Below are 21,480 nucleotides of genomic sequence, written 5' to 3' on the forward strand. Positions count from 1 at the left end.
CATAGAACCTTACAAACAGTAAAAGGAAACAGTAGATTTTTTAGATATTTCTATTGATAAAAACAAGTTCCTGAAATTTTTTTTGTATCTCAGGATCGAGCATTTCAGATTGTTGGACGAGATTTAAACTCCTAGTGGTTTTAGCAACTTCTACCAAAGATTCATCAACATGATAGCCCTTATGTTCAATTAACCATATAAGAAGCTCAAAGAGATGCCAAACAGATTGCGCCCCTCCGTAGACAGCAGGGGGGCGGTTTGAAATGCTTTTCGATAGTAACTTTTGAATATTTTGTCGAGAGCATCCCAGGAGGTTTGCTACATCAGTTACACCAACAAAATCGGGTGAAGCCTCGACAACCTCCGCTTGTGGGATAGCTTTTCTTACATCTTTTATTGCGCTCGACATTGCATCATACGCTGATGGTGCTTCACGGATAAAATCAAGCGCAATAAACCCTTTGATTCCAGTGCCAATAATGGCGTCATCACAGCCTGATTCATAGAGGATATCGACGTACATACCAGTATCAATCGTAGGATCTGGGAGTCTGAATTTTAAAGTAAATTCGTATTCTCGCATTTGACCTTACCCTCTCCTAAAAGTAGTCATTAGTCTTCTTCTTGTTGATAAATACACTTATCTACTACTCGACGAATCTGTTTTGCATGGTTAGTAGGGTTTTTAGGAGTGCTCCAAATACTGGTAATGCAAAATTCCCCACATCTACATTCAGAATCGTTGTAGGGGCAGTACATTTTCCCCCAAGCATGAGAGCCACCTTCTTCAAGATTGATCCCTAGCATATCTCCTGGTATTCAAGCTTTGCGTGACGCTGGGTTGTGGTTATCCGATACTTTGGTCAATTTATTGAAACAACAAGCTGGTGAATAGGTTTCTACATAACTTGCTGTGCAACCCATTCTTCAAACAATCGAGAGCCAATTTCATAATACTCTTCATCTAGCTGTTGAATCACACCAGTCCCAGCAATCACTTCTAAAGCATCTGTCACTTTGATGCGACTTAAACTAGTACACTGTGATAAAGTTTTAGAACTTCCTTTTCGGTTTTGAACTAAGGCACAATAAACTTTTCTTTCGGTTTCTCCAAAGCAACCAGAATATTCTTCTGCATTCCACCACCCGGAAAAATCGTTATCGTGGTGCTGTAATAATTTGTCTATAAAATTAGTACGCGATTCTTTTTGGAGATCGCAATCAAAAATAATGTTTAGTGCTTGTTGTATTAAATAAGGATGGCATCCCGACCATTCTATAATAGAATTTATTCTTTCTTCAGTTAAAGAAATCTGTTCTTGTTCTGCGCGATCGCTTATCAATATTTTGGCTTGTTCTTCACTTAAGGAAGTCAACCATTCAATTTCTGCTATGTTTAACAGGGGAGAACCGACTCGTTGTTGATATTCTTTCAAATCTCGATAGCCTGATAGCAAAAGCTCTAAAAAAGGTTTGATGGCTGTGTCTGTATCTTTTAATCCTCGTAGGTAAGACCAAGCATCACTTACCCAATTTTGACGTACAATAAACTCGGCTCCATCTATGAGAAAGCAGACGCCTTGAAAATTGGATTTGCGAAGTTCTTCTATGGTTTTGAGAAATGCTATTCGGAAGCTATCATTATTTAAACGCCGTTCGCGATCGGGATTGTCAATGTTTAACTTAATATTTAATTGCTGAAGAAAGCTGACAGAGACTTCACCACCCTTGACTCTACCAAGAAACTGAAGTTGAGGATGTCGGGAATGTATTTGGCACCCGATGTACCCAAGTTCCCCAATGCACTTGCCGCATTGCCACGAACGGTGGCGTCTACCTTTTCATCCTTGAGGAAGTTGAGGATGTCGGGAATGTATTTGGTATCCGATGTACCCAACTTCCCCAATGCACTTGCCGCACTGTAACGAACGGTGGCGTCTACCTTTTCATCCTTGAGGAAGTTGAGGATGTCGGGAATGTATTTGGCATCCGATGTACCCAACTTCCCCAATCCACTCGCCGCATTGCTACGAACGATGGCGGATACCTTTTCATCCTTGAGGATGTTTACGAGGTCGGGAATGTATTTGGCATCCGATGTACCCAAGTTCCCCAATCCACTCGCCACTTCTCCACGAACGGTGGCGGATACCTTTTCATCCTTGAGGATGTTTACGAGGTCGGGAATGTATTTGGCTGCTGATGTACCCAAGTTCCCCAATCCACTCGCCGCATTGTAACGAACGTTGGCGGATATCTTTTCATCCTTGAGGATGTTTACGAGGTCGGGAATGTATTTGGCACCCGATGTTCCGAAGTTCCCCAATGCAATAGCCGCATTGCCACGAACGTTGGCGTCTACCTTTTCATCCTTGAGGAAGTTGAGGATGTCGGGAATGTATTTGGCAGTCGATGTACCCAAGTTCGCCAATGCACTCGCCGCTTCGCCACGAACGTTGGCGGATATCTTTTCATCCTTGAGGAAGTTGAGGATGTCGGGAATGTATTTGGCAGTCGATGAACCCAAGTTCGCCAATGCACTCGCCGCTTCGCCACGAACGTTGGCGGATGCCTTTTCATCCTTGAGGATGTCGGCGGCTTTCTCTACGATACCTTCTCGTTTATTGCCCAAGGAATTTTGGTCGTACTCTGCTAATTTACTCAGTGCGTATTCCCTTACCTTATCATGACCATCATCAAGCGCAGCCATAATGCCGTCAATCTGCCAAGGTTGTAGCTTCGGTTTTTTGGATTCTTCTGCATTTACCCAAGAGAGGGAGAAGAATAAAGTCAAGATAAAGACTAAAAAATAAAGGATAAAGGGGGAAGGCTTGCCAGTTTTGAAGGATAAAGGGGGAAGGCTTGCCAGTTTTGCGGCGGCTGTTAAGCATAATTTGTTAACGCTCACTTTGGATTACGATCGCTTTGCAAATACATGATTCTGTATCGTTTCATACCTCATCGTAAGTCTTGAAAAACAATCATAAGTTAGAAGCTTTTGTATACATAGTTTTATCAAATGGTCTATTTCTTCAAATGTTATACATAATTTTGATATATTCCAAGGAATAACAAAGATTAATATTCAGTGGCTTGCCATAATTCTTAAACTACTTATTTCTCTAAAGATGTTATCTAGATTCGATTAATAACACTTTAGAGTATATGTTTGTGAGTTTTTTCATAGCAACTGAGTTAAATTTTGCTGTTTGACGTGAGGTATATCATGAGCAAGATTAATGGATTTGTTGGACGACGGAATTTGTTAAAGTTAGCAGGTGTAGGTAGCATTGGTATTGGTGCTAGTGCTGTTAGTAGTATACTCTTACAACAAGAACCTGCTGTTGCTCAAAAAACTACACCTGTAGAAAAACCTCGACCAGTTAACCCTCAAGCAGCTTTAACAAGATTAATTGAAGGTAATAATAGATTTGTTGAAGGTAAGCGTGTTAATCCTAACCAATCAAAACTACGATTGCAAGAAACGGCTGTCGCTCAATACCCCTTTGCTGCAATACTTGGGTGTGCAGACTCGAGAGTTCCGGCGGAAATTGTTTTCGATCAAGGATTGGGCGATCTATTTGTTGTCAGAGTTGCTGGTAATGTTGCAAGTCAAACTGCGATCGGTAGCTTAGAATTTGCTACAGCTGTGTTAGGCGCACCACTCATTGTAGTTTTAGGGCATGCTAGATGTGGTGCAGTTGTAGCAGCTGTTAAAGGCGATCCATTGCCTGGAAGAATTGGCGTTTTTGTGGAAGAAATTAAACCAGCTGTGGAAAAGGTAAGAAATAAAACTGGCAGTCTGGAAGAAAACTCTATCATTTCTAATGTCCAATATCAGGCAGAAAAATTGGCAGAAAGTTCAACAATTTTAAGAGGTTTGATTAAAGAAGGTAAATTGAAAATCGCTGCTGGTCGTTATGATTTAGCTAGTGGTAAGGTGACTTTGTTGAGTTGATTTTGAACTTGCAAATAGACCGCTTTACCCCCCTTAATCCCCCCTTGGAAAGGAGGGAAACAGAAAATACAGTTCCCTCTCCTTTCCTGGGGGGAAACAGAAAATACAGTTCCCTCCCCTTTCCAAGGGGAGGGCTAGGGTGGGGTAAAAATAACTATATACTTATGTGTAATCCAAAATTCCCAAGGGTGGGGTAAATTAATTAAAAACAACCCGATCGCGTCCCCTTCTCTTTGCTTGCATCAGTGCTCTTTCTGCAGTCACCAACAAATTATGAGGATCGGTTTGAGCTTCTGGAATCAAGCTTGCAACACCCAAACTAACAGTTAAAACATCAGCAGGAAGTCCGCCAATATTAGGATAATCGCAAGGAATTCCTAGTGCTTTCACTTCCTCGCGAATATCTTCAGCAACGTGTAAAGCATTGGCTGCATCGGTTTGGATGAGAATCACAAATTCCTCACCTCCATAACGAGCAACTAAAGCTGAATTGCGATCGCTATTTAAACCTTCACTTTGAAAAGACTGTTTTACACACTTATTAATAACACGAGAAATTTGACGCAAACAGTCATCACCTGCAGTAATTCCGTAAGTCTTATTATAAATTTTAAAGTAATCAATATCGCACAAAATCAATGATAGAGGAGCGCGTTTGCTCAAAGCTTTTTGCCACTCTATTTGAAGGTAGGTATTAAAAGAACGACGGCTTACCAATTGAGTCAGTTCGTCTAAACCAGAGAGAACTCGTAACTGTTGGTTTTCTTTTTCCAATTCTTGCAAACGGGGGTCGCGATCGCTGTTAGTGTTGAGTTGCTCCCTAAAATACAAGCGGTATAGCTCGCATGATGGAGTACAGCGATCGCCCTCTACACTCACTAACCCCATAGCATACAACTTATATGCTACAGATAGTTCCATTTGTAGGGGACTTACAGCAGAAACCACCTCTCGGAAAGCATCTCCTAATTCTGGTTTCTCCCGCAAAACCAACAAACATTGCCTGAGATACTCATTATAAATTCCTGCTTCCGTGGGTGCTTGTTGCAATAATTGCCCTAAAGTGCGTTCCGTTCCGCCCTTACTGACAAGGTGATACAAAGCCAACCTTACCAAATAAGGATGTCCCCCTACCATTGCCATCAGTTTGTCAGCATCAGAAGCGTGAAACCAATCCAATCCGTGACGTTGTGCTAAATCCTGTACTTGTTCTTTTGAAAATTCCGTTAACTTGATTGGCAAACCGATATTAAATGGAGAATGAGTCATGTTGAGAGGTAACAGGAATTCTACTGAGTAAGCCAGAACAAGACGAAGTTTTTGCCAAACCTCCACCAATTTGGCTTGTTCGTACCAAGAACGGAGTAAAGGAAGAAAATCTTCAGCAATGACTGGATATTCAAACAGCCAATCGACTTCATTAAACACTAGAACCAGAGGACTGTTGAGAGATGGAAGTAAATAGTATTGGAAATAGAGAGAACAACAGATTTTACTGCCCATATCCTCATCCCAATAATCGTTGAGTCTCGGTTCCAAACCCAACTCCCGGCTAACATTGGCACAAAACCAGCGCAAAAATCGGTCGAGATTAGTAAAAACTGCCCTATCCGCCTGCTGAAAGTCTAAATGAACTGTGCTGTAGCTAAGACTTGATGCATGAGCAAGAATCCGTAGAATTAGGGAACTTTTCCCCATATTCTTAGGGGCTTTGATGCAAGTAACACTTCCTGGTTCTGCTATTCCCGCGTAAGCCAATTCTTCAATTGGCGAACGAGAAACATAAAATTTAGAGTTCAGTGATACCGGACCACTAGGAAATTCTAGGGATGTGACTTCATCTTTACGATTGAATTCCCGGAGCAGTTGTTGTTGCGTTCTGCTTAAACGGCGAGGTTCTAAAATTTGACGGAAGTTGGATTTGCCGATTGGCTCTTTCCAAAAATCACTCAAAACTTGCCATAAATTAGAAGCAACTTTTCTAACTCTCTCTTCTCCGTAATGCGCTTCAACTGCTATACTTGTATAAGTTTTTCCTTCCCATGAAGAACGTAACACCATTTCTTGGAGTGGAGTTAACGAGTTCGGAGCGTTTGCCTTCAGTAGTAATACGATTTCATCTATAGTCATTAGTCCTCAGACCCGACTTGTGTGTGTAATTTCCTCAATTTTTTCTTGTAAAAGTTTAATCGGTAAGTGGTTGATTCAAATGTAGCCTCCGTTTTGTAGAATTGAGTAAGGCGATCGTAAAAAAGCTACAAAAAAATATTGACAATTTTATAAAATTATGAGTTCTTTGTCTAGACTAGAGTGTAGCTTTTTTAAACTCTTCCATACTAAATCTTAAACGCTTTGTTTGTGATTTTATATACTTAGTATTCTGCCATTTTGAAAGAGTAGCAGGATAAAATGTAGCCAATTTTTTTTTGACGACGGTATTTGTGACCAAAGGACAGGTTACATTATTCTGTTGACCTTTTCTTAACTTCCATCGAAATTGTTTACAGGGATTAACGTATCTCGAATGTCAGTTATAGGGGAAGTAACCATTTAGAAATATAACAGCACTTTCTATGCATATACCATCAAGGTGCTAAAGCAGCCATTGAGCTATAAGCTAAGCTATTTTCCTTATCGAACCAGCAGCTATGTATACAGAAGGATCGGCTACTCATCATAGGGAAGCTCTACTTTCAACAGGAAGCGCCAAAGCGTTAGCAGAGCAAGAGCAAGATACACACCAGGCTTTCACAGAACTTTGCCAACGTTCGCACGCTAGTTTGCAAACAGCATTAGTCGCAACTGGTTTGGGTCTGTGGGACTGGAATTTAGTGACTGACAAGATCTACTACGACCCTCAATGGAAACACATTTTAGGGTACGAAGTAGAAGAAATCGAGAATCATCACACATCCTTTGAGAGACTCGTACACCCAGAGGACTTTCCAAGGGTGATGGCGGTATTAGATGATTATTTAGACGGGCGCATACCAGTCTACGAAGTCGAATTTAGAATGTTAGCTAAATCCGGAGAGTGGAAGTGGATTTTTGACCGAGGAAGAGTCTTTCAGTGGGATCGATCCGGTCAGCCAGTGCAAATGGTGGGAACCCACCAAGATATCACCAGGCAAAAATGTCAAGAGCAAGCATTGCAACAGATGAGAAAACGGGAAAGTTTGCTGAATGGCATTCGCAAATGTATTTATTCTGGTTCTCAGCTACAGCCAATACTTGAGACAATAGCCAATCTCGTACAGCAGTTTTTACAAGTAGACCGTACAGTCATTTATCGTTTTCCTGGGGATGAAAACAATATGATGGCTGTTGAGTCGGTTAACGATCGCGATCGATATATTTATCTAGAGAAACTTCAAACTAAAGCCAGTTTAGTTTTTCCTATCTCTCTAAAGTTAGAAGATTACCAAAATACAATATCCCCAATTCCAAGTTCTCACTTACAAGTCACCAATCAGAAAAATGGAATTCTCAACTGCTGTTGCCAAAGCAAATTATGGGGCTTGCTTATGGTTTACGATCGTTCAAATAACCGTTATTGGCAGGAAGAGGAGCTAGAAACTTTAAGACAAGTCAGTGTTGAGATTGCGATCGCAATTCAGCAATGCCAGTTAATCGAACAAGTCCAACAAGAAATAGCTTCAAGAGTTATTGTCGAAGCCCGAGAACAGAAAACAGCACAGCAACTAGAGGATACCCAAGAAGATTTGAGAAATTTCCGAGGGAAGTTATTGCAAAACGAAAAAATGACTAACCTTGGTAAACTAGTAGTAGATGTAGTTGGTGAGATTTACAATCCCATTAACTTTATAAATGCTTCCCTACATCCTGCCAGTGAATATGCAGAAGACTTAATTCATCTGCTAGAATTGTATCAACAAAGTTATCCTAAATCCAAAACAGAATTAGCCTCACAACTTCAACGCTTTGACTTGAACTTTGTGAAAACAGATTTTTTAAAATTGCTATGGTCAATGCGAGCAAGTTCCGAACGCATAAAAGACATTGCCTTTGCCTTGTGGAGTTTTTCCCAAGATGAAGACGAGCGCATGGTCAAGGCTGACATACATACAGGGTTGGATTGCGCTCTGAAAATTTTACAGCACCGTTTAAAAGAACAGCCCAATAGACCTCGAATACAAGTAATTAAAGAGTTTGGGGAATTACCACTTGTAAATTGTTATGTAAGCGAGCTAAATCAGGTATTTATAAATATATTCAATAATGCTATTGATGCATTAGAAGAAAAGATACAGCAAGATAATTCCTTTATTCCTAAGATTTGGATTCGCACAGAAGTCATTAACAGTCATTTATCATTAGTAGGTAAACGTAGCAGTCAATTATCAAAGCAACATAAAATTGTTATCCGTATCTCTGATAACGGTCAAGGGATTCTTCCTCATTTAAAAAAGCATATTTTTGAACTATTCTTTACAACCAGAGCGGAAGGAAATGCAAGAGGACTAGGGCTATCAATTAGCCAACAAATTATAGTGGAGAAACATCAAGGAAAAATAAAGTGTTACTCTCAATTTGGTAAAGGAACAGAATTTGCGATAGAATTAAATCATAGAGTTGCAACTTATGCTGACATTATACAGAGTACTAGTTTTTAGACTTAGTTACTAAGTTCGCACTCAAAATATTCAAGTTTGGTAGCAAGAGAGCATATGGGAGTGGGGTATAAACCCGCTCCTTTTCTTTAGTATGATATTTATGTTGATAAGCTCCCCGACTTCTTAAAGAAGTCGGAGATCTGAACAGCCCAATATTACCAAATCCCCAATCGCCAATCCCCAATCCCTACACTACATGACACCAACCACTCCGTTTAAACCTCGAAAGCTACCAACTCAAGCAATAGGAGCCAAAATTTTTCATTGGGTTAATATCATTAGCTTGTTTATTATGCTTACCAGTGGATTGCAAATTTATAATGCCAATCCCGTATTTGGCGGGCGGGCTGGTTGGCATGTTCCTCCTATATTTACACTGGGAGGTTGGCTAGCAGGCGGTAGACATTGGCATTTTGCTGCTATGTGGTTATTTTCGTTGAATTTACTGTGGTATGGAATTTATGTTTTAGCTACACGGCGGTGGCGACATCGGTTCGTAGGAACGAAGGACTTGAAAGCACTACAAAAAAGTAAAAATTCTAAACGGTTAATTTATGCTTTTCATCGTATTGTTTATACATTTATAATTCCTATCTTGCTTTTAGCTATATTTACGGGAATAGGAATGTATAAACCAGCTCAATTCTATTGGATTGTAGATATATTTGGAAGTTGGCAAGCTTTGAGAATCGTACATTTTTCCTCCGTACCAATAGTTATTTTGTTCTCGATAACTCACTGGTTATTAGGACGCGAAGCTGGAGGTACAGAATTAACTGAATCTATGTTTTGGAGAAACTACTAACTCACTATTATGAATATAATTCGCGTAAATCATCCTCAATTAACGCGCCGTCAATTTCTCAATGTTTCAGGAATTTCTAGTATTGGTTTTCTATTGGGCGGATGCGGAACTCCTTTATTTGAAGATGTTGTCGGAAAACTTTCCGAACCCCTGAATCAAAAGGTGGAAGCCTTACTATTGAATCCACAAAAGCCTGTTCCAGAATTTTCTATTAGCGAAATTCAACCAGAAGCATTGTTAGTGAATAGCTTTAGGTATAATCCAATCATTGACCAGGCAAAATACCGTTTAATTGTTGATGGTGAGGTAAAAAATCCCCTCAATCTGAGCATGGCTGACATTCAAGCTTTGCCTTTGACATCTATGATTATTCGCCATGTTTGTGTAGAAGGTTGGGCTGCGATCGTACAATGGGCGGGTGTGCGTTTGCAAGAGATTATTGCTCTTGCTCAACCTCAGTCAAATGTTAAGTATGTTTACTTTAAATCAGCCGATGGCTACTATTCAAGTTGGGATATTGCTTCAGCCTCACATCCTCAAACTTTGTTAGCTTATCAAAAGAATGGTGAAACATTACCAGTGGAGAATGGTGCGCCTTTACGTTTGGCTTCTCCAGTGAAACTTGGATACAAGCAGAGTAAGTGGGTAACTCAAGTTACACTGGTTAGTCAGTTATCGCTTTTTAAGGGATATTGGGAAGACCAAGGTTATGAATGGTTTGCAGGACTGTAATCTGATGCAACGTACCGCCTCTGGAGAAAGAATATGATGATAGTAACCGTGCGCGACCCTAAAATTCTCTCTAATTTAGATCCACAGCAATTAATAACCTACCTTCAAAAAAACGGATGGAATCAAGAGAAACAATTCGGCAATTCAGAATCAGTTTGGTATAAGATAACAGACTCAGGTGAAGAATTTGATATTACCCTACCTCTGAATCCTAATATTCGGTCTTACGCTTTGCGGATGTCTGAGATTCTAGAAACTTTAGAAAAAGCCTCTGGGTATTCTCAATTGAATATATTAAGCTATCTGATAGAGAGGTTGATTTACGAAAACTCTCACAAAAAATTCTGAAAGCTGAAGAAAAAGCTCGCAGCGAATTAAAGAAGTTAGCTGCGGAAAAATTTGCCTGTGAAGCTGATGCGGTTAAAGTATTATCAAAACTTTCCCAAAAGTTCAAATATCATCAAATTGAGAAATATAAAGTGACTGTAATAACACCAAAAGCACAAGGAACAGAAATCCCATCAGATGTTTATCAAATATCAGCAACAATCATGAAGGATGAAAATAAAATTAATCAGGATTCTCTTAGCGCTGGGAGATTTATCATTGCGACAAACGTTTTAGAATCAAGTCAGCTTGGCAATAGTACCATGATTTATCATTATAAAGCGCAGCAATCATGCGAGAGAGGATTTGCTTTTCTCAAAGACCTATCGTTTTTTGCAAATAGCGTTTATCTTAAAAGACCGGAAAGAATCGAAGCATTGGTAATGATTATGGGTTTATGCTTGTTAGTCTATAAGTTAGCGCAGCGACAAATACGGCTGGCTTTATATGAGTCACAATTAACTGTTAAGAATCAGTTAGGGAAATCCATAGATAATCCCACTTTAAGGTGGATATTTCAATGTTTTCAATCAATTCATCTCGTGACTTTTCATGAAGAGAAACAAGTTTCAAATTGGAATCAAGAGAGAAACTTTATTCTAAATCTATTACCAGAGAACTGCCAGCGTTATTATCGAATAGTTACATAATTGTATTTTAAAAATATATAATTTCTCCACCAATGAGCTATTTTTTTCTAGAAAATAGCTTTAAATAGTTATGTCTAATGATTTTTTTTGAGCCTTATACATTAGTAAAATCATAAATTATTCAATAAAATATAGAAATTTATCTATCAATGACGACAAAAAATCTGTTGCCATCTTATTGCTAATAATTGAGAATAGCTTGGATGTCTCATGTCCCAGTTTTCACACTTTCTCACCTGTTTTTATGAGAAAAACAGTATAGTTTTATTCTTTTTTTAGAGATTTTACTCAGTAATTACCGTTTGTGACAGTTGGGGTGCGGAATGGGGGCTATAATTCATAGCTTAATGCCTCCATCATTTCATGCTTCACAAATCAATTCCATGAACAATGCCATTCGCAAATATGAAACCCTTAAAACTCTTTCAAAACCTATTAAAGATAATTAAAGATAGCTATATTTAGAGTTTAAAGATTCTTTATCGCTATAAAATTAGCTATTGTCTTTGTGTATCTGCCCCTAGATTCTTTTAAAGGTTCAACTAGAGGAAGGTAATTCCTGAATAAGTTGCACGTCGCGTGAAGGTTGTCGAATCCACTGATGACGTCGGGAAGGTGCTGCTTGAAATCCAAAACGATACAAAAGGGTGGTAATTGTATCTTCTTCAATACCCAAATTCATTGCTGCACGTTTAACATCAAAGTGAATTTTCACTGGCAAATGCTGTCGTTGCGTGGCTAAAAGTTCGTTCATTTCGTCTCGGATCGAATCGTTCACTTCAAAAAATTGGTCAGAATTGGGACCTTTAATCCGTTCGATCGCCATGTCTATCATCTGTTGAATCGGTTCAGTATTTTCCACAATCGTTAATCCATGCGCTCTCCCCATCATGACGATTTGGTCGTGGATTGTGCGAATCATATCGAAATTAGCTCGATATCGATCGGCATCTCGTTGCGTCGCCGATCGCGATCGAAGGGCAAAATGCTGCCAATGCTGTTGCGGATCGACCTGCATAATGAGCCAATCTATATTGAGGAGTTCAAAGATTGGCTCTGATATTAACCCCGGTAACAACCCTACGCCTTCAATTAACGCTGATGTATTTTGTTTGTGCAATCGTTTTACCAATCCTTCCACCCCGATCGTGCTGAGAATCGATTGACAGTAATATGACTGGATGTTTCCCTCAAACGAAGATTGGTATAAAGCAGGAAAAGCTTCAGCCGCCTCTTCCTGACCAAAGAGAAAATCTAAAATTGCTTTGGTATTGGCTCGTCCCGCTTCGTCAGTAGAAAATACTTTTTGTATGCCAAAGAGCCGAGCTACCTGTGTCGAAAGTGTTGATTTGCCCGAACCAGATGAGCCACTGACCAAAATAATTGTCGGCTTAGTCAGGTCTTTCCAGCGAGGCAAATCGTATACACGCAGCATCAGACTCTGAATAAATTGATAAAGATTCTCCGGTAGAAATTGCTCGCGCACCCCGTCTAATATAGCATCTTGATATAAGGCAATTTTCACGCGATCGTTGAGAGTGTTCCACTGATAATACTGCTGAAAATAGGTACTCTCTAACTGATGAATCTCCTGTTCCCATTCCGCAATCATTTGTTGCAGTGGTACTAAGTCCATTGGTGTCTGCTGAGCGTCTTCTTCTAACTGCTGATACCACTCATCTAATTGACGTGATGATGGTTCCAAACCCAAGTTCAGCATCTCCCTTAGGTTTTTAAACAATTGTTCGATATGTTGCCACGATACCAATCGAATTGATTTCAAAACAGTTAGCTGTTGCAGTAACTGCTCCATGAATTGCTTGAGTGTTGGTAGGTCATCTATTTGAGTTTGCAACAGTTTCATCAGAGCTCGAATGATGGGCTGATGCGACACATCCAATACATCAATGTACTCAACAATTTTGCGTTTAATCTCTGGCAGTAACTTTTTCTTGAGAATAGATTCTGTGTCCGGTACATCATCTAAATTAGATGCAATGTCTCCTGATATTGTAGTCTCCCGATCGGGACTAAGGTCGCGGTTCCGGTCAAGAAACAAATTGGACGCCTCGAAGAGTTGCAATACAATCTGACGAGCTTCATCATAAGTATATTCCGGTGAGGCGACGATTCGATGAATAAGAGCATACTGATAACTCACCAATTGACCTAACTGAAAATACGCTGTATAAAGCTGTTCGTAATGTTGCTCGAGTAGCGCATAAATTTGCTCGTCTGATACTGCATCAACAATTGAATGATGTTTTTTAACACGAGAGAGCCAATTCAGTTTTTCGTGGCGAATGCGAAATGGCATTAGCTTTTTGAGAGCAAGAGAGGCTCGTCTCCCCAAGGAATTGTCAACTACCGTGAGTTCCCGTAATATTCGGATGACTTGCTTGAGTTGTTCCTGCTTTAATAATTCTCTCAAAACGGGTTGAGCGGCTAACGTTTGCCCTTTGTTTGCATCATAATGAACTCCCAGTATTCCTTCACACTTAAAAGCTTGATTTAAATTTTTAACTTTATCATCTACAAAAATCGTTTGCTCTCCAATCTGCTCGTAGTTATTCGTCCAAAAATCTAACCATCGTTCGGCGACTAAAGTCACATCTATGTTCGCATAACCAAGTTCTTTTAATATGCGATCGCAGGCAAGAATTGCGGATTGACTTAGTTCTAAATTAGTGTGTTGTGTCTCTACAAAACTATAAAATTTGGCATCGATTTGAAATACAGCTTGCCACAACTGAGAGATAGCGCTATCTGGTAAGTCTACTTGTAAGATTTCCTTAGCAAACCTATCAATAAAAACGTGCTGTTTAAACAATAAATATATTTGAGGACTGGGTTTACTAACACCAAATTTCTCTGATACAATCGGAATAACTCCTTGTAAATAATCGAATTCTTGCTGAGATAAGAAATATTCAATTTTTGCCATGAAATTATTGGTTAACCCATACTGGCGAATTCCTAATTGCTTGAGGCTCTGCAATATCTCACCATTTTCATGCTTGGGGTCGTAATGACTGTAGTAGAGAGTTAGAAAATTGCGAATTTCTGAATTGGTAATCTCAATCTTGTCTTTTCCTACTGTGGTAAATGCAGTATTAAAATGCGCGATCGCGTGAGAGGCAAATTCTTCAGGAGTCGCCTGACCGATCTTTAGGGCATCATAATTCTCCCCAGGAATAGGAGCGCTTTTAAAGATAATCTGCCAAAGTTGAGTTAATTTTTCTCTGCTTAAATCAACTCCCTTTGAACGTGCATACAGTTCAATAAAAAGTTTATTATGTCCATCCATCAGGACACCACCAAAATCCCAAGCGATGGCATAGGTATCGTGAATCCGCAAAAGAATCCGTTCTATTGTTTCTAACGCTTTAATGCGTGAATCTGGCGTACCATTTTTTACAAGGTCAAGATTCTCTTGAATATTTTCCAACCGATAACGATCTCGATACTGATAAGTAAGTTCTTCTTCAAAATTCTTTATCATTTGTAACAAAGCCTCAAGTAGTTGTTGTTAATTGAATTTCTGTTTCCACTATGACTTACGCATAGCCCCCCTTTTTAAGGCTACGGTGTATACACAAGTTTGAAATAGCCGACAAATTGAGGTTTTAACGTTGTTTTTACCCCACCCTAACCCTCCCCTTATAAAGGGGAGGGAACTAGAAATTCAGTTTCCCCCTTTATAAGGGGGGATTAAGGGGGGTAAATGCAACTTGTGTTTACACCGTAGCTTTATAAGGGGGGTTGGGGGGATCGCATTTGTCTCAAAGATTCAGTGAAATGGTATTAGGCTTTATTTGTGTAGCCCCACTCTTCTAGAGTGAGGGCAATTTACAAATTTAAGCTACTTCCTTCTGATATAAATCTCGTCTTGCTACCAAGTAAAGTTAAATCGCAGTGAACTGTGATATAGCGTTCGTCTACCGAGGTACAAATTTATCTGCGTCCATCTGCTACAGGGTGCGGTTAATTATTTCTTCAATGTACCTCACGGAAGTGGGAATTGTAATAAAGTAGTACGTTAATAACTCGAATATAAGCCCCAATGACTGCACAAGTTCATTCGCTCTGGCTTCCTTACGCACAAATGAAGACCGTTCCGCCCCCATATCGAGTCGTTCGAGCGGAAGGGGTCAAACTCTATCTTGATGATGGCACGGTGCTCATTGACGGCATCTCTTCGTGGTGGTGCGTTATTCACGGGTACAATCACCCCGTCCTCAATCAGGCGGTTCAGGAGCAGCTTGCAAAATTCGCTCACGTTATGCTCGGGGGTCTAGTTAACGATGCAGCTATTCATCTCGCCGAGACGTTAGTCAGGATTACCCCCGAGCGGCTCAATCATGTGTTCTTTGGTGATAGCGGCTCAGTAGGGGTAGAGGTTGCGCTAAAGATGGCAATTCAGTTCTGGCGCAACAAAGGGGTTCCCCAGAAAAGTCGTTTTGTAGCGCTCCGTCGGGGGTATCACGGCGACACGACAGGAGCAATGTCGGTGAGTGACGACGACGAGGGGATGCACCGATTGTTTAAAGGGGTCATACTCCCCCAATATTTTGTTGATGCACCGGGCGGGGTTAACATAGAATCTCACGAATGCCAAACATCGCTTTGTCAACTCGCCGAGCTTCTCGAATCAAACAAGAACCAGATTGCTGCTGTAATTCTCGAGCCGGTATTTCAAGGAGCGGGTGGCTTTCGCTTCTATCCCCCCGAGTATTTATTCCACGCCCGGAAACTGTGTGATGAGCATGGGGTGCTACTCATATTCGACGAGGTAGCAACGGGTTTCGGGCGAACAGGAGCCTTATTTGCAGCAGAGCTTGCCAATGTCACCCCGGATATCATGGTGCTTGGTAAAGCACTGACTGGGGGATACTTCGGACTATCGGCGACTATCGCTACAAGCCAAGTCTACGAGTCCTTCCTCGGTGACGATCCGGAACTCGCTTTCATGCATGGGCCAACTTTCATGGGAAATGCTGTCGCCTGCGCTGTGGCGTTGGCAAGTATCAACCTTATCGAAACCGAAAACTACCTTAGTAAAGTCAAAGCTATTGAGCAAGTGCTCAAAGAAGAGATCCAGGGATTGGAGGGACCATCGCTTTGCGACGCACGAGTACTTGGAGCCATAGGAGTGCTGGAGTTTGAATGTCCGTCGAATCTCATAGGATTCAAGGAATTTGCTCTAGATCGGGGAGTGTGGCTTCGCCCGTACAGCAAATGGCTGTACACTATGCCTCCATACATCATTGGTGAGGACGACTTGCGACGAATTATCACAGTTATGAAAGAGTGGGTATCAAGTCGCTTCGCTCCAATTCGTAATTCGTAATTCGTAATTCGTAATTTGTACCCAACTATACGTTATAGAATTATACGTATGTGAAAGCTTTAAAAAAAATCTATGAACTTTTTTGATAAATTAAATGGAGCAATTGCACAAAATCAAAGTTTACTATTTGTAGGACTAGACCCCAACCCAGAGATGATGCCTGCTGGATACGAAGCCCAAGACATCATACCTTGTTTGTGGGATTGGTTGCAATTCGTCATTTCCAAAACAGCCGATAAAGTTTGCGCCTATAAACCGACGCTCGGCTTTTATGAAGCTTTAGGTATTCCGGGTTTAGAACTGCTACATAAAACTCTAGCAGCTATCCCTTCCCATATTCCCATTATTTTAGATGCCAAACACAGCGACTTAAACACGAGTACTCTCTTTGCCCGTACTGTGTTTACAGAATGGAATGTTGATGCTATCACTTTAAGTTCTTATGCAGGACAAGACCATGTTGCGCCGTTTTTAGTGTATTCAGATAAAGCCGTTTTTATTTTATGCTGTACTTCCAATCCTGCTGCTCAGAAATTACAGCATTATCCTACAGATGATACACCTTTTTATTTACAAATAGTTAGAGAGTCAAGAAATTGGGGAATACAAGAACAATTGGGTTTGGAAGTGGGAACAACAAAGCCTGATGTCATAGCAAGAATTCGCTTTGAGGCTCCCGAACGTATTATTATGACTCGTAGTATTTGGGCAGAAGGGAACAAGATTAATCAAATTTTAGCAGCAGGTTTAAACAGAAATGGGGATGGTTTATTAATTCCCGTATCCCAAGATATGTTATCGCGAGAAGATTTATCCGAGCAAGTTCAGTCTCTACAAGAAGAAGTCAATCGAGCAAAAACTGAAATTAACTTTGATGCTTCGAGTTGTGCTGTCTGGTTACCCGATCTTTCTTTGCTCAATCAACATCCCTTGCAAGATTTGATTTTGCAACTTTATGATATCGGCTGTATTATGTTTGGCAACTACGTGCAAGCTTCAGGTGCTGTATTTCCTTACTACATCGATTTACGTAAAATCATTTCCAATCCTCAGCTTTTCGAGCGAGTTCTTAAGGCATATGAGGAGATTCTACGAACTCTAAAATTTAATAGAGTAGCAGGTATACCTTATGGTTCTTTACCTACAGCAACTGGTTTAGCCTTGCGTCTTCAATGTCCCATGATTTTTCCTCGCAAAGAAGTAAAAGCTCATGGTACTCGACGCGCGATCGAGGGAGAGTTTTATCCTGGTGAGACAATTGCAGTTGTTGATGATATTCTCATCAGTGGTAAAAGCGTCATGGAAGGAGCAGAAAAAATAAAATCTGTGGGTTTAAATGTTGAGGATATTGTGGTCTTTATCAATCACGAACAAGGCGTTATGGAAAGGTTACAGGAAAATGGTTATCGAGGTTATGCAGTTTTAACAATATCAGAAATTACAGAAACTCTGTACAAAGCTGGACGTATAGATCGAGAGCAATTTTTAGCTTTGAAGTCTGAGGAGTAGTGTTGTAGTCAGTTGTAGTATAGTTTTGGGTATCGTGGTGCGGGCGTCCTCGCCCGCCACAAATATAAAACGGGCGAGGACGCCCGTTCCACAATATGGAATAATTTAATTTTCTGGGAATCCTTAAAGGTAATTTGCTAAATTAAGATATTCCCTTTTGATGGGCATTGCCCACCCTACGTATAATTCTTAAACCAACTTATAGTCCTATATTCTTAGATTTTATGACTAAAGGTGGTAGACTTTTCAGTAATATTAACATATCTAATAATATTACTAGGCATTGTCTATCTCAGAAATTTTACTAAAAGCAAGATGACTATTTCACTTAATAAATTACTACAATTGTTAATTCTGACACTTATATTTCCTTTACTTTTTCTCAATGGATGGCTCGCATTTCGATTTTTTCATTATTTTCAACCCATTGTCACAACTCTAGTCTTAGCAACTTTACTCAGTTTTATTTTGAATTACCCAGTTTCTATTTTAGAAAACCAAGGAATTAAACGTAATTATGCAGTTGCATCAGTTTTTATCGTTACTTTAACTATTTTATTAGCTTTAGGGTTAACACTACTTCCGATTATATCACAACAATTTCATGAAATGGATAGAGTGCTTCCTAAATGGCTTAATTCTAGCGAACAAAAATTTGAAGTTTTTAATAACTGGACTATTAGTCATGGGTTTAATTGGAATTTAAATCAAGTATTTACTCAAATAGCAAATCGTTTACCAGATGAATTAGAGTATTTAACGGATAAACTCTTTAAATTAGTTCTAGAAACAATTGATAGTATTTCTGAAGCTTTGATTACTATAGTATTAACTTTCTACCTTTTATTAGATGGTGGAAGAATTTGGGAAGGAATATTTAAAAAGCTACCTTTGAGTTTTGGTCAACAATTAAAACAATCTGTTCAACAAAATTTTCAAAACTATTTAATCGGTCAGATAGCGTTGGGTGTGTTGATGGGATTTTCACTGACTGTAGTGTTTCTGCTTCTCAACGTTCAATTTGCTTTACTCTTTGGTTTGGGAGTGGGGATTTTAAGTTTAATTCCTTTTGGCGATGTTGCAAGTCTTGCTATAGTCACTCTCATAATAGTATCGCACAACTTTTGGCTAGCTGTGAGGGTTTTAGGTGTTTCTGTCATTATCGACCAAATTATCGATCAAGCGATCGCACCTCGTCTTTTAGGTAGTTTTACTGGGCTGAGACCAATATGGGTTTTAGTTTCTTTGCTGATTGGAACATATATTGGTGGAGTGTTGGGGTTATTAATTGCTGTTCCCGTAGCTGGTGTGATTAAAGATGCTGTCAACGGTTGGTCATCCGTATCTGATTATTCTCAGAATGCGATCGACAATAAAGAACTGCTAGAAATAAAGGATTGTTAATGGTTAGTAGGGGCGCAATGCCTTGCGCCCGTACAGTGGTTAGTGGAGAACCAACAACTAACAACTAACAACTAACATAAAATACAAGATTGCCCAATTTATCTAAATTTTATGGATCTCAATCACCTGCTGATTTGGTTAGTGTGTCTGTCATGTGTTTCCACCATGCTAAATGCAGCACTTATCTCTGTAAAAAATAATCGTGGTTGGATTGTAATTTCTGTGCTGATCTTAGGTATTACAGCAGTAAGTACTTACGCCATACCAGCTACAGCAGGCTTGATTGGTGGATGTTTGTGGGCGATCTTAATAGTCGCACCAAACATCGGTAACAGAAAAGTTGACCAACTCAGCGCCCAACAAAGTTTCGGTCAAGCTAGCAAATTAGCTCAATTTATTGCACTGTTACACCCTGCTGATGGCTGGCGCGAACGACCAAAACTGTTACGCGCTATAGAATTGGCACAAAATGGGAATGTAGATGAAGCGAGTGCAATTCTCGACCGTCACAAAAACGCTCAAACACCCACTGGTCGATCCGCGATCGCAACACTGTATCAGATAGAAGGTCGTTGGGAAGATCTATTGTTATGGATACAGGATATGTCCCCCGTAACATTACGTAAGGACTTCGATATACTCAACACCTATTTAAGAGCGCTGGGAGAAACAGGCAACTTAAATGGTATGCTATTGACCTGGGAACGTTACGAACGCACGTTTGAGAAAATACTTAACATAAGAACGCGAAACCTAGCACGTTTGTTTATCTTTGCTTTTTGCGGTGAAACAGAACAAGTCACGAAACTACTGAGCGGTTCTCTCTTCAACTATTCTGACACTATTAAAATATTCTGGCTTGCGACGGCTGACCAAGCTGCTGGAAAAGACACAATCGCTCGCGAACAATTTTTAAGTATAAGCGATAGCAGCGATCTTCGCGTCCAAAAAGTAGTCGCAAGACGTTTATCCAATCCTGTTGTTGAAGCTGAAACAGTTTTAACTGAGAGAAGCAAACAAACTTTATCTAGAATCAGTGCTGAAATGGAATCTGAAGCTAGATATAACAGTAGAATTGGCGTTAAACCGCGCAAAGCATTTGCCACTTACTTTATTATTAGTTTAAATTTGCTGGTTTTTGGTCTTGAGGTGAAGCTCGGAGGAAGTACTAACCTTGAGAACTTATATAATTTGGGCGCATTAGTTCCTAAAGAAGTTGTCGCAGGAGAATGGTGGCGTTTATTCGCTGCTGCTTTTCTTCACTATGGTTTCTTGCACCTTGCACTTAATATGTTAGGTCTTTTTTTGTTTGGTCGTTTGGTAGAATTTGCGCTCGGACTTCCTCGATTTATTCTGTTATATTTTACCAGTGCGATCGGTTCAATGCTAGCCGTAACCTTTATGTCACTTAAAGGTTATTCTCAGACTAATTTTGCGGTTGGTGCTTCTGGATGCATCATGGGGCTTGTTGGTGCTTTTGCTGCTATTTTATTAATTGACTGGCAAAGGAAAAGAACGCGCATTGCTGCTAGAAGTTTGCGAGGAATTGTCACGCTGATTATTTTGCAAATCATCTTCGATTTAACAACACCACAGATTAGTTTTGTCGGTCATACGTCTGGGTTGATTGTTGGGTTTGTGGTAGGCTGGCTTTTGAAGTCTACCTGGTGGGTTAGACAATAACAGCTCCATCAAGACATAATTGATAGCTCGGTAAGTTGTTATTTTAGAAGTTTTTCTGGGAACTATAAAAATGTAACTCTAAGATTGGTTAGTTAAGAGATGCTTCAGTATAACTTTTTCCCAGAGTCTTTTGAAAAAACTTACCAGGTAGAAAAGATTTTACAGTGTTTTGTTCAAGTTCAAGAGCAAATAGATTCTCAAAACAGTAAATTGAGTAGTAATGAAGTCTTAAGTGTACTGAGACCATACCTTAAAGAAGTAGGTATGCAAGTTGAAGAAGGTAAAGCTAAAGAGCAAAGAATTCGTGTACCGATTTTATTTGGCGTAATACCAATTTAATATGAAGCTGCATAGAAAAGAGCTTCTAA

16 protein-coding genes and 1 pseudogene are annotated in these 21,480 nt (G+C 39.9%); 11 read left to right on the forward strand and 6 right to left on the reverse strand.

Features of this window, described 5'->3' with window-relative positions; all coding sequences use genetic code 11:
• Positions 1–40: 40 nt before the first annotated feature.
• From ACKTT2_RS13855 to ACKTT2_RS13870, 4 genes are all read right to left on the reverse strand, one after another.
• Entirely contained in the window at positions 41–583 is a 543-nt protein-coding gene (locus ACKTT2_RS13855) for a DNA-binding protein (protein WP_407887721.1), read from the reverse strand.
• A gap of 29 nt (positions 584–612) precedes the next feature.
• A complete protein-coding gene (locus ACKTT2_RS13860) occupies positions 613–807 on the reverse strand; it encodes a hypothetical protein (protein WP_407887723.1) in 195 nt (64 codons plus the stop codon).
• A gap of 92 nt (positions 808–899) precedes the next feature.
• Positions 900–1,457 (reverse strand): hypothetical protein, encoded by a 558-nt coding sequence (locus tag ACKTT2_RS13865; protein WP_407887725.1) that lies wholly within the window; start codon positions 1,455–1,457, stop codon positions 900–902.
• A 233-nt stretch (positions 1,458–1,690) separates the two neighbouring features.
• A complete protein-coding gene (locus ACKTT2_RS13870) occupies positions 1,691–2,908 on the reverse strand; it encodes a HEAT repeat domain-containing protein (protein ID WP_407887727.1) in 1,218 nt (405 codons plus the stop codon).
• A gap of 318 nt (positions 2,909–3,226) precedes the next feature.
• On the opposite strand from ACKTT2_RS13870, the gene ACKTT2_RS13875 reads away from it, so the two are divergent.
• Positions 3,227–3,958, forward strand: a complete 732-nt coding sequence (locus ACKTT2_RS13875; protein ID WP_407887729.1) for a carbonic anhydrase — start codon at positions 3,227–3,229, stop codon at positions 3,956–3,958.
• A 198-nt stretch (positions 3,959–4,156) separates the two neighbouring features.
• Here the strand turns inward: ACKTT2_RS13875 and ACKTT2_RS13880 are convergent, their stop codons facing one another.
• Positions 4,157–6,088: an AAA-like domain-containing protein gene (locus ACKTT2_RS13880; RefSeq protein ID WP_407887731.1), complete on the reverse strand. Its 1,932-nt coding sequence runs from the start codon at positions 6,086–6,088 to the stop codon at positions 4,157–4,159.
• Between the two features lie 518 nt (positions 6,089–6,606).
• On the opposite strand from ACKTT2_RS13880, the gene ACKTT2_RS13885 reads away from it, so the two are divergent.
• The 5 genes and pseudogenes from ACKTT2_RS13885 to ACKTT2_RS13905 all read left to right on the forward strand — a co-directional run.
• A complete protein-coding gene (locus tag ACKTT2_RS13885) occupies positions 6,607–8,592 on the forward strand; it encodes a PAS domain-containing protein (RefSeq protein ID WP_407887733.1) in 1,986 nt (661 codons plus the stop codon).
• A gap of 196 nt (positions 8,593–8,788) precedes the next feature.
• On the forward strand, positions 8,789–9,397 hold the full coding sequence (locus ACKTT2_RS13890) for a cytochrome b/b6 domain-containing protein (protein ID WP_407887735.1): 609 nt from the start codon (positions 8,789–8,791) through the stop codon (positions 9,395–9,397).
• A 9-nt stretch (positions 9,398–9,406) separates the two neighbouring features.
• Positions 9,407–10,129 (forward strand): molybdopterin-dependent oxidoreductase, encoded by a 723-nt coding sequence (locus ACKTT2_RS13895; protein WP_407887737.1) that lies wholly within the window; start codon positions 9,407–9,409, stop codon positions 10,127–10,129.
• A gap of 33 nt (positions 10,130–10,162) precedes the next feature.
• The gene (locus ACKTT2_RS13900) at positions 10,163–10,477 is read left to right on the forward strand and encodes a hypothetical protein (RefSeq protein ID WP_407887739.1); all 315 of its coding nucleotides are present in this window, start codon (positions 10,163–10,165) and stop codon (positions 10,475–10,477) included.
• Positions 10,438–11,166: pseudogene (locus tag ACKTT2_RS13905) on the forward strand (IS1634 family transposase); the annotation flags it as partial. The gene ACKTT2_RS13900 and the pseudogene ACKTT2_RS13905, both read left to right, overlap by 40 nt.
• Before the next feature lie 538 nt (positions 11,167–11,704).
• Here the strand turns inward: ACKTT2_RS13905 and ACKTT2_RS13910 are convergent.
• Positions 11,705–14,668 (reverse strand): HAD family hydrolase, encoded by a 2,964-nt coding sequence (locus ACKTT2_RS13910; protein ID WP_407887741.1) that lies wholly within the window; start codon positions 14,666–14,668, stop codon positions 11,705–11,707.
• 561 nt (positions 14,669–15,229) lie between these two features.
• Between ACKTT2_RS13910 and bioA the strand changes: the two genes are divergently transcribed.
• From bioA to ACKTT2_RS13935, 5 genes are all read left to right on the forward strand, one after another.
• A complete protein-coding gene (gene bioA / locus ACKTT2_RS13915) occupies positions 15,230–16,516 on the forward strand; it encodes an adenosylmethionine--8-amino-7-oxononanoate transaminase (protein ID WP_407887743.1) in 1,287 nt (428 codons plus the stop codon).
• A 72-nt stretch (positions 16,517–16,588) separates the two neighbouring features.
• The gene (locus tag ACKTT2_RS13920) at positions 16,589–18,025 is read left to right on the forward strand and encodes a bifunctional orotidine-5'-phosphate decarboxylase/orotate phosphoribosyltransferase (protein WP_407887745.1); all 1,437 of its coding nucleotides are present in this window, start codon (positions 16,589–16,591) and stop codon (positions 18,023–18,025) included.
• A 315-nt stretch (positions 18,026–18,340) separates the two neighbouring features.
• Positions 18,341–19,429 (forward strand): AI-2E family transporter, encoded by a 1,089-nt coding sequence (locus ACKTT2_RS13925; protein ID WP_407887747.1) that lies wholly within the window; start codon positions 18,341–18,343, stop codon positions 19,427–19,429.
• 111 nt (positions 19,430–19,540) lie between these two features.
• On the forward strand, positions 19,541–21,112 hold the full coding sequence (locus ACKTT2_RS13930) for a rhomboid family intramembrane serine protease (protein ID WP_407887749.1): 1,572 nt from the start codon (positions 19,541–19,543) through the stop codon (positions 21,110–21,112).
• Positions 21,113–21,211: 99 nt separating this feature from the next.
• Entirely contained in the window at positions 21,212–21,451 is a 240-nt protein-coding gene (locus ACKTT2_RS13935; protein ID WP_407887750.1) for a hypothetical protein, read from the forward strand.
• The last annotated feature ends 29 nt before the right edge of the window (positions 21,452–21,480 follow it).

The organism is Scytonema hankhaensis NUACC26, assembly GCF_045865695.1.
Classification (GTDB): domain Bacteria; phylum Cyanobacteriota; class Cyanobacteriia; order Cyanobacteriales; family Nostocaceae; genus Scytonema.

Bases quoted from the DNA above. Each gene is read 5' to 3' on its own strand.
- ACKTT2_RS13855 (WP_407887721.1), bottom strand. From the start codon at position 583: ATGCGAGAATACGAATTTACTTTAAAATTCAGACTCCCAGATCCTACG.
- ACKTT2_RS13860 (WP_407887723.1), bottom strand. From the start codon at position 807: ATGCTAGGGATCAATCTTGAAGAAGGTGGCTCTCATGCTTGGGGGAAA.
- ACKTT2_RS13875 (WP_407887729.1), top strand. From the start codon at position 3,227: ATGAGCAAGATTAATGGATTTGTTGGACGACGGAATTTGTTAAAGTTA.
- ACKTT2_RS13880 (WP_407887731.1), bottom strand. From the start codon at position 6,088: ATGACTATAGATGAAATCGTATTACTACTGAAGGCAAACGCTCCGAAC.
- ACKTT2_RS13885 (WP_407887733.1), top strand. From the start codon at position 6,607: ATGTATACAGAAGGATCGGCTACTCATCATAGGGAAGCTCTACTTTCA.
- ACKTT2_RS13890 (WP_407887735.1), top strand. From the start codon at position 8,789: ATGACACCAACCACTCCGTTTAAACCTCGAAAGCTACCAACTCAAGCA.
- ACKTT2_RS13895 (WP_407887737.1), top strand. From the start codon at position 9,407: ATGAATATAATTCGCGTAAATCATCCTCAATTAACGCGCCGTCAATTT.
- ACKTT2_RS13900 (WP_407887739.1), top strand. From the start codon at position 10,163: ATGATGATAGTAACCGTGCGCGACCCTAAAATTCTCTCTAATTTAGAT.
- ACKTT2_RS13910 (WP_407887741.1), bottom strand. From the start codon at position 14,668: ATGATAAAGAATTTTGAAGAAGAACTTACTTATCAGTATCGAGATCGT.
- bioA (WP_407887743.1), top strand. From the start codon at position 15,230: ATGACTGCACAAGTTCATTCGCTCTGGCTTCCTTACGCACAAATGAAG.
- ACKTT2_RS13920 (WP_407887745.1), top strand. From the start codon at position 16,589: ATGAACTTTTTTGATAAATTAAATGGAGCAATTGCACAAAATCAAAGT.
- ACKTT2_RS13925 (WP_407887747.1), top strand. From the start codon at position 18,341: ATGACTATTTCACTTAATAAATTACTACAATTGTTAATTCTGACACTT.
- ACKTT2_RS13930 (WP_407887749.1), top strand. From the start codon at position 19,541: ATGGATCTCAATCACCTGCTGATTTGGTTAGTGTGTCTGTCATGTGTT.
- ACKTT2_RS13935 (WP_407887750.1), top strand. From the start codon at position 21,212: ATGCTTCAGTATAACTTTTTCCCAGAGTCTTTTGAAAAAACTTACCAG.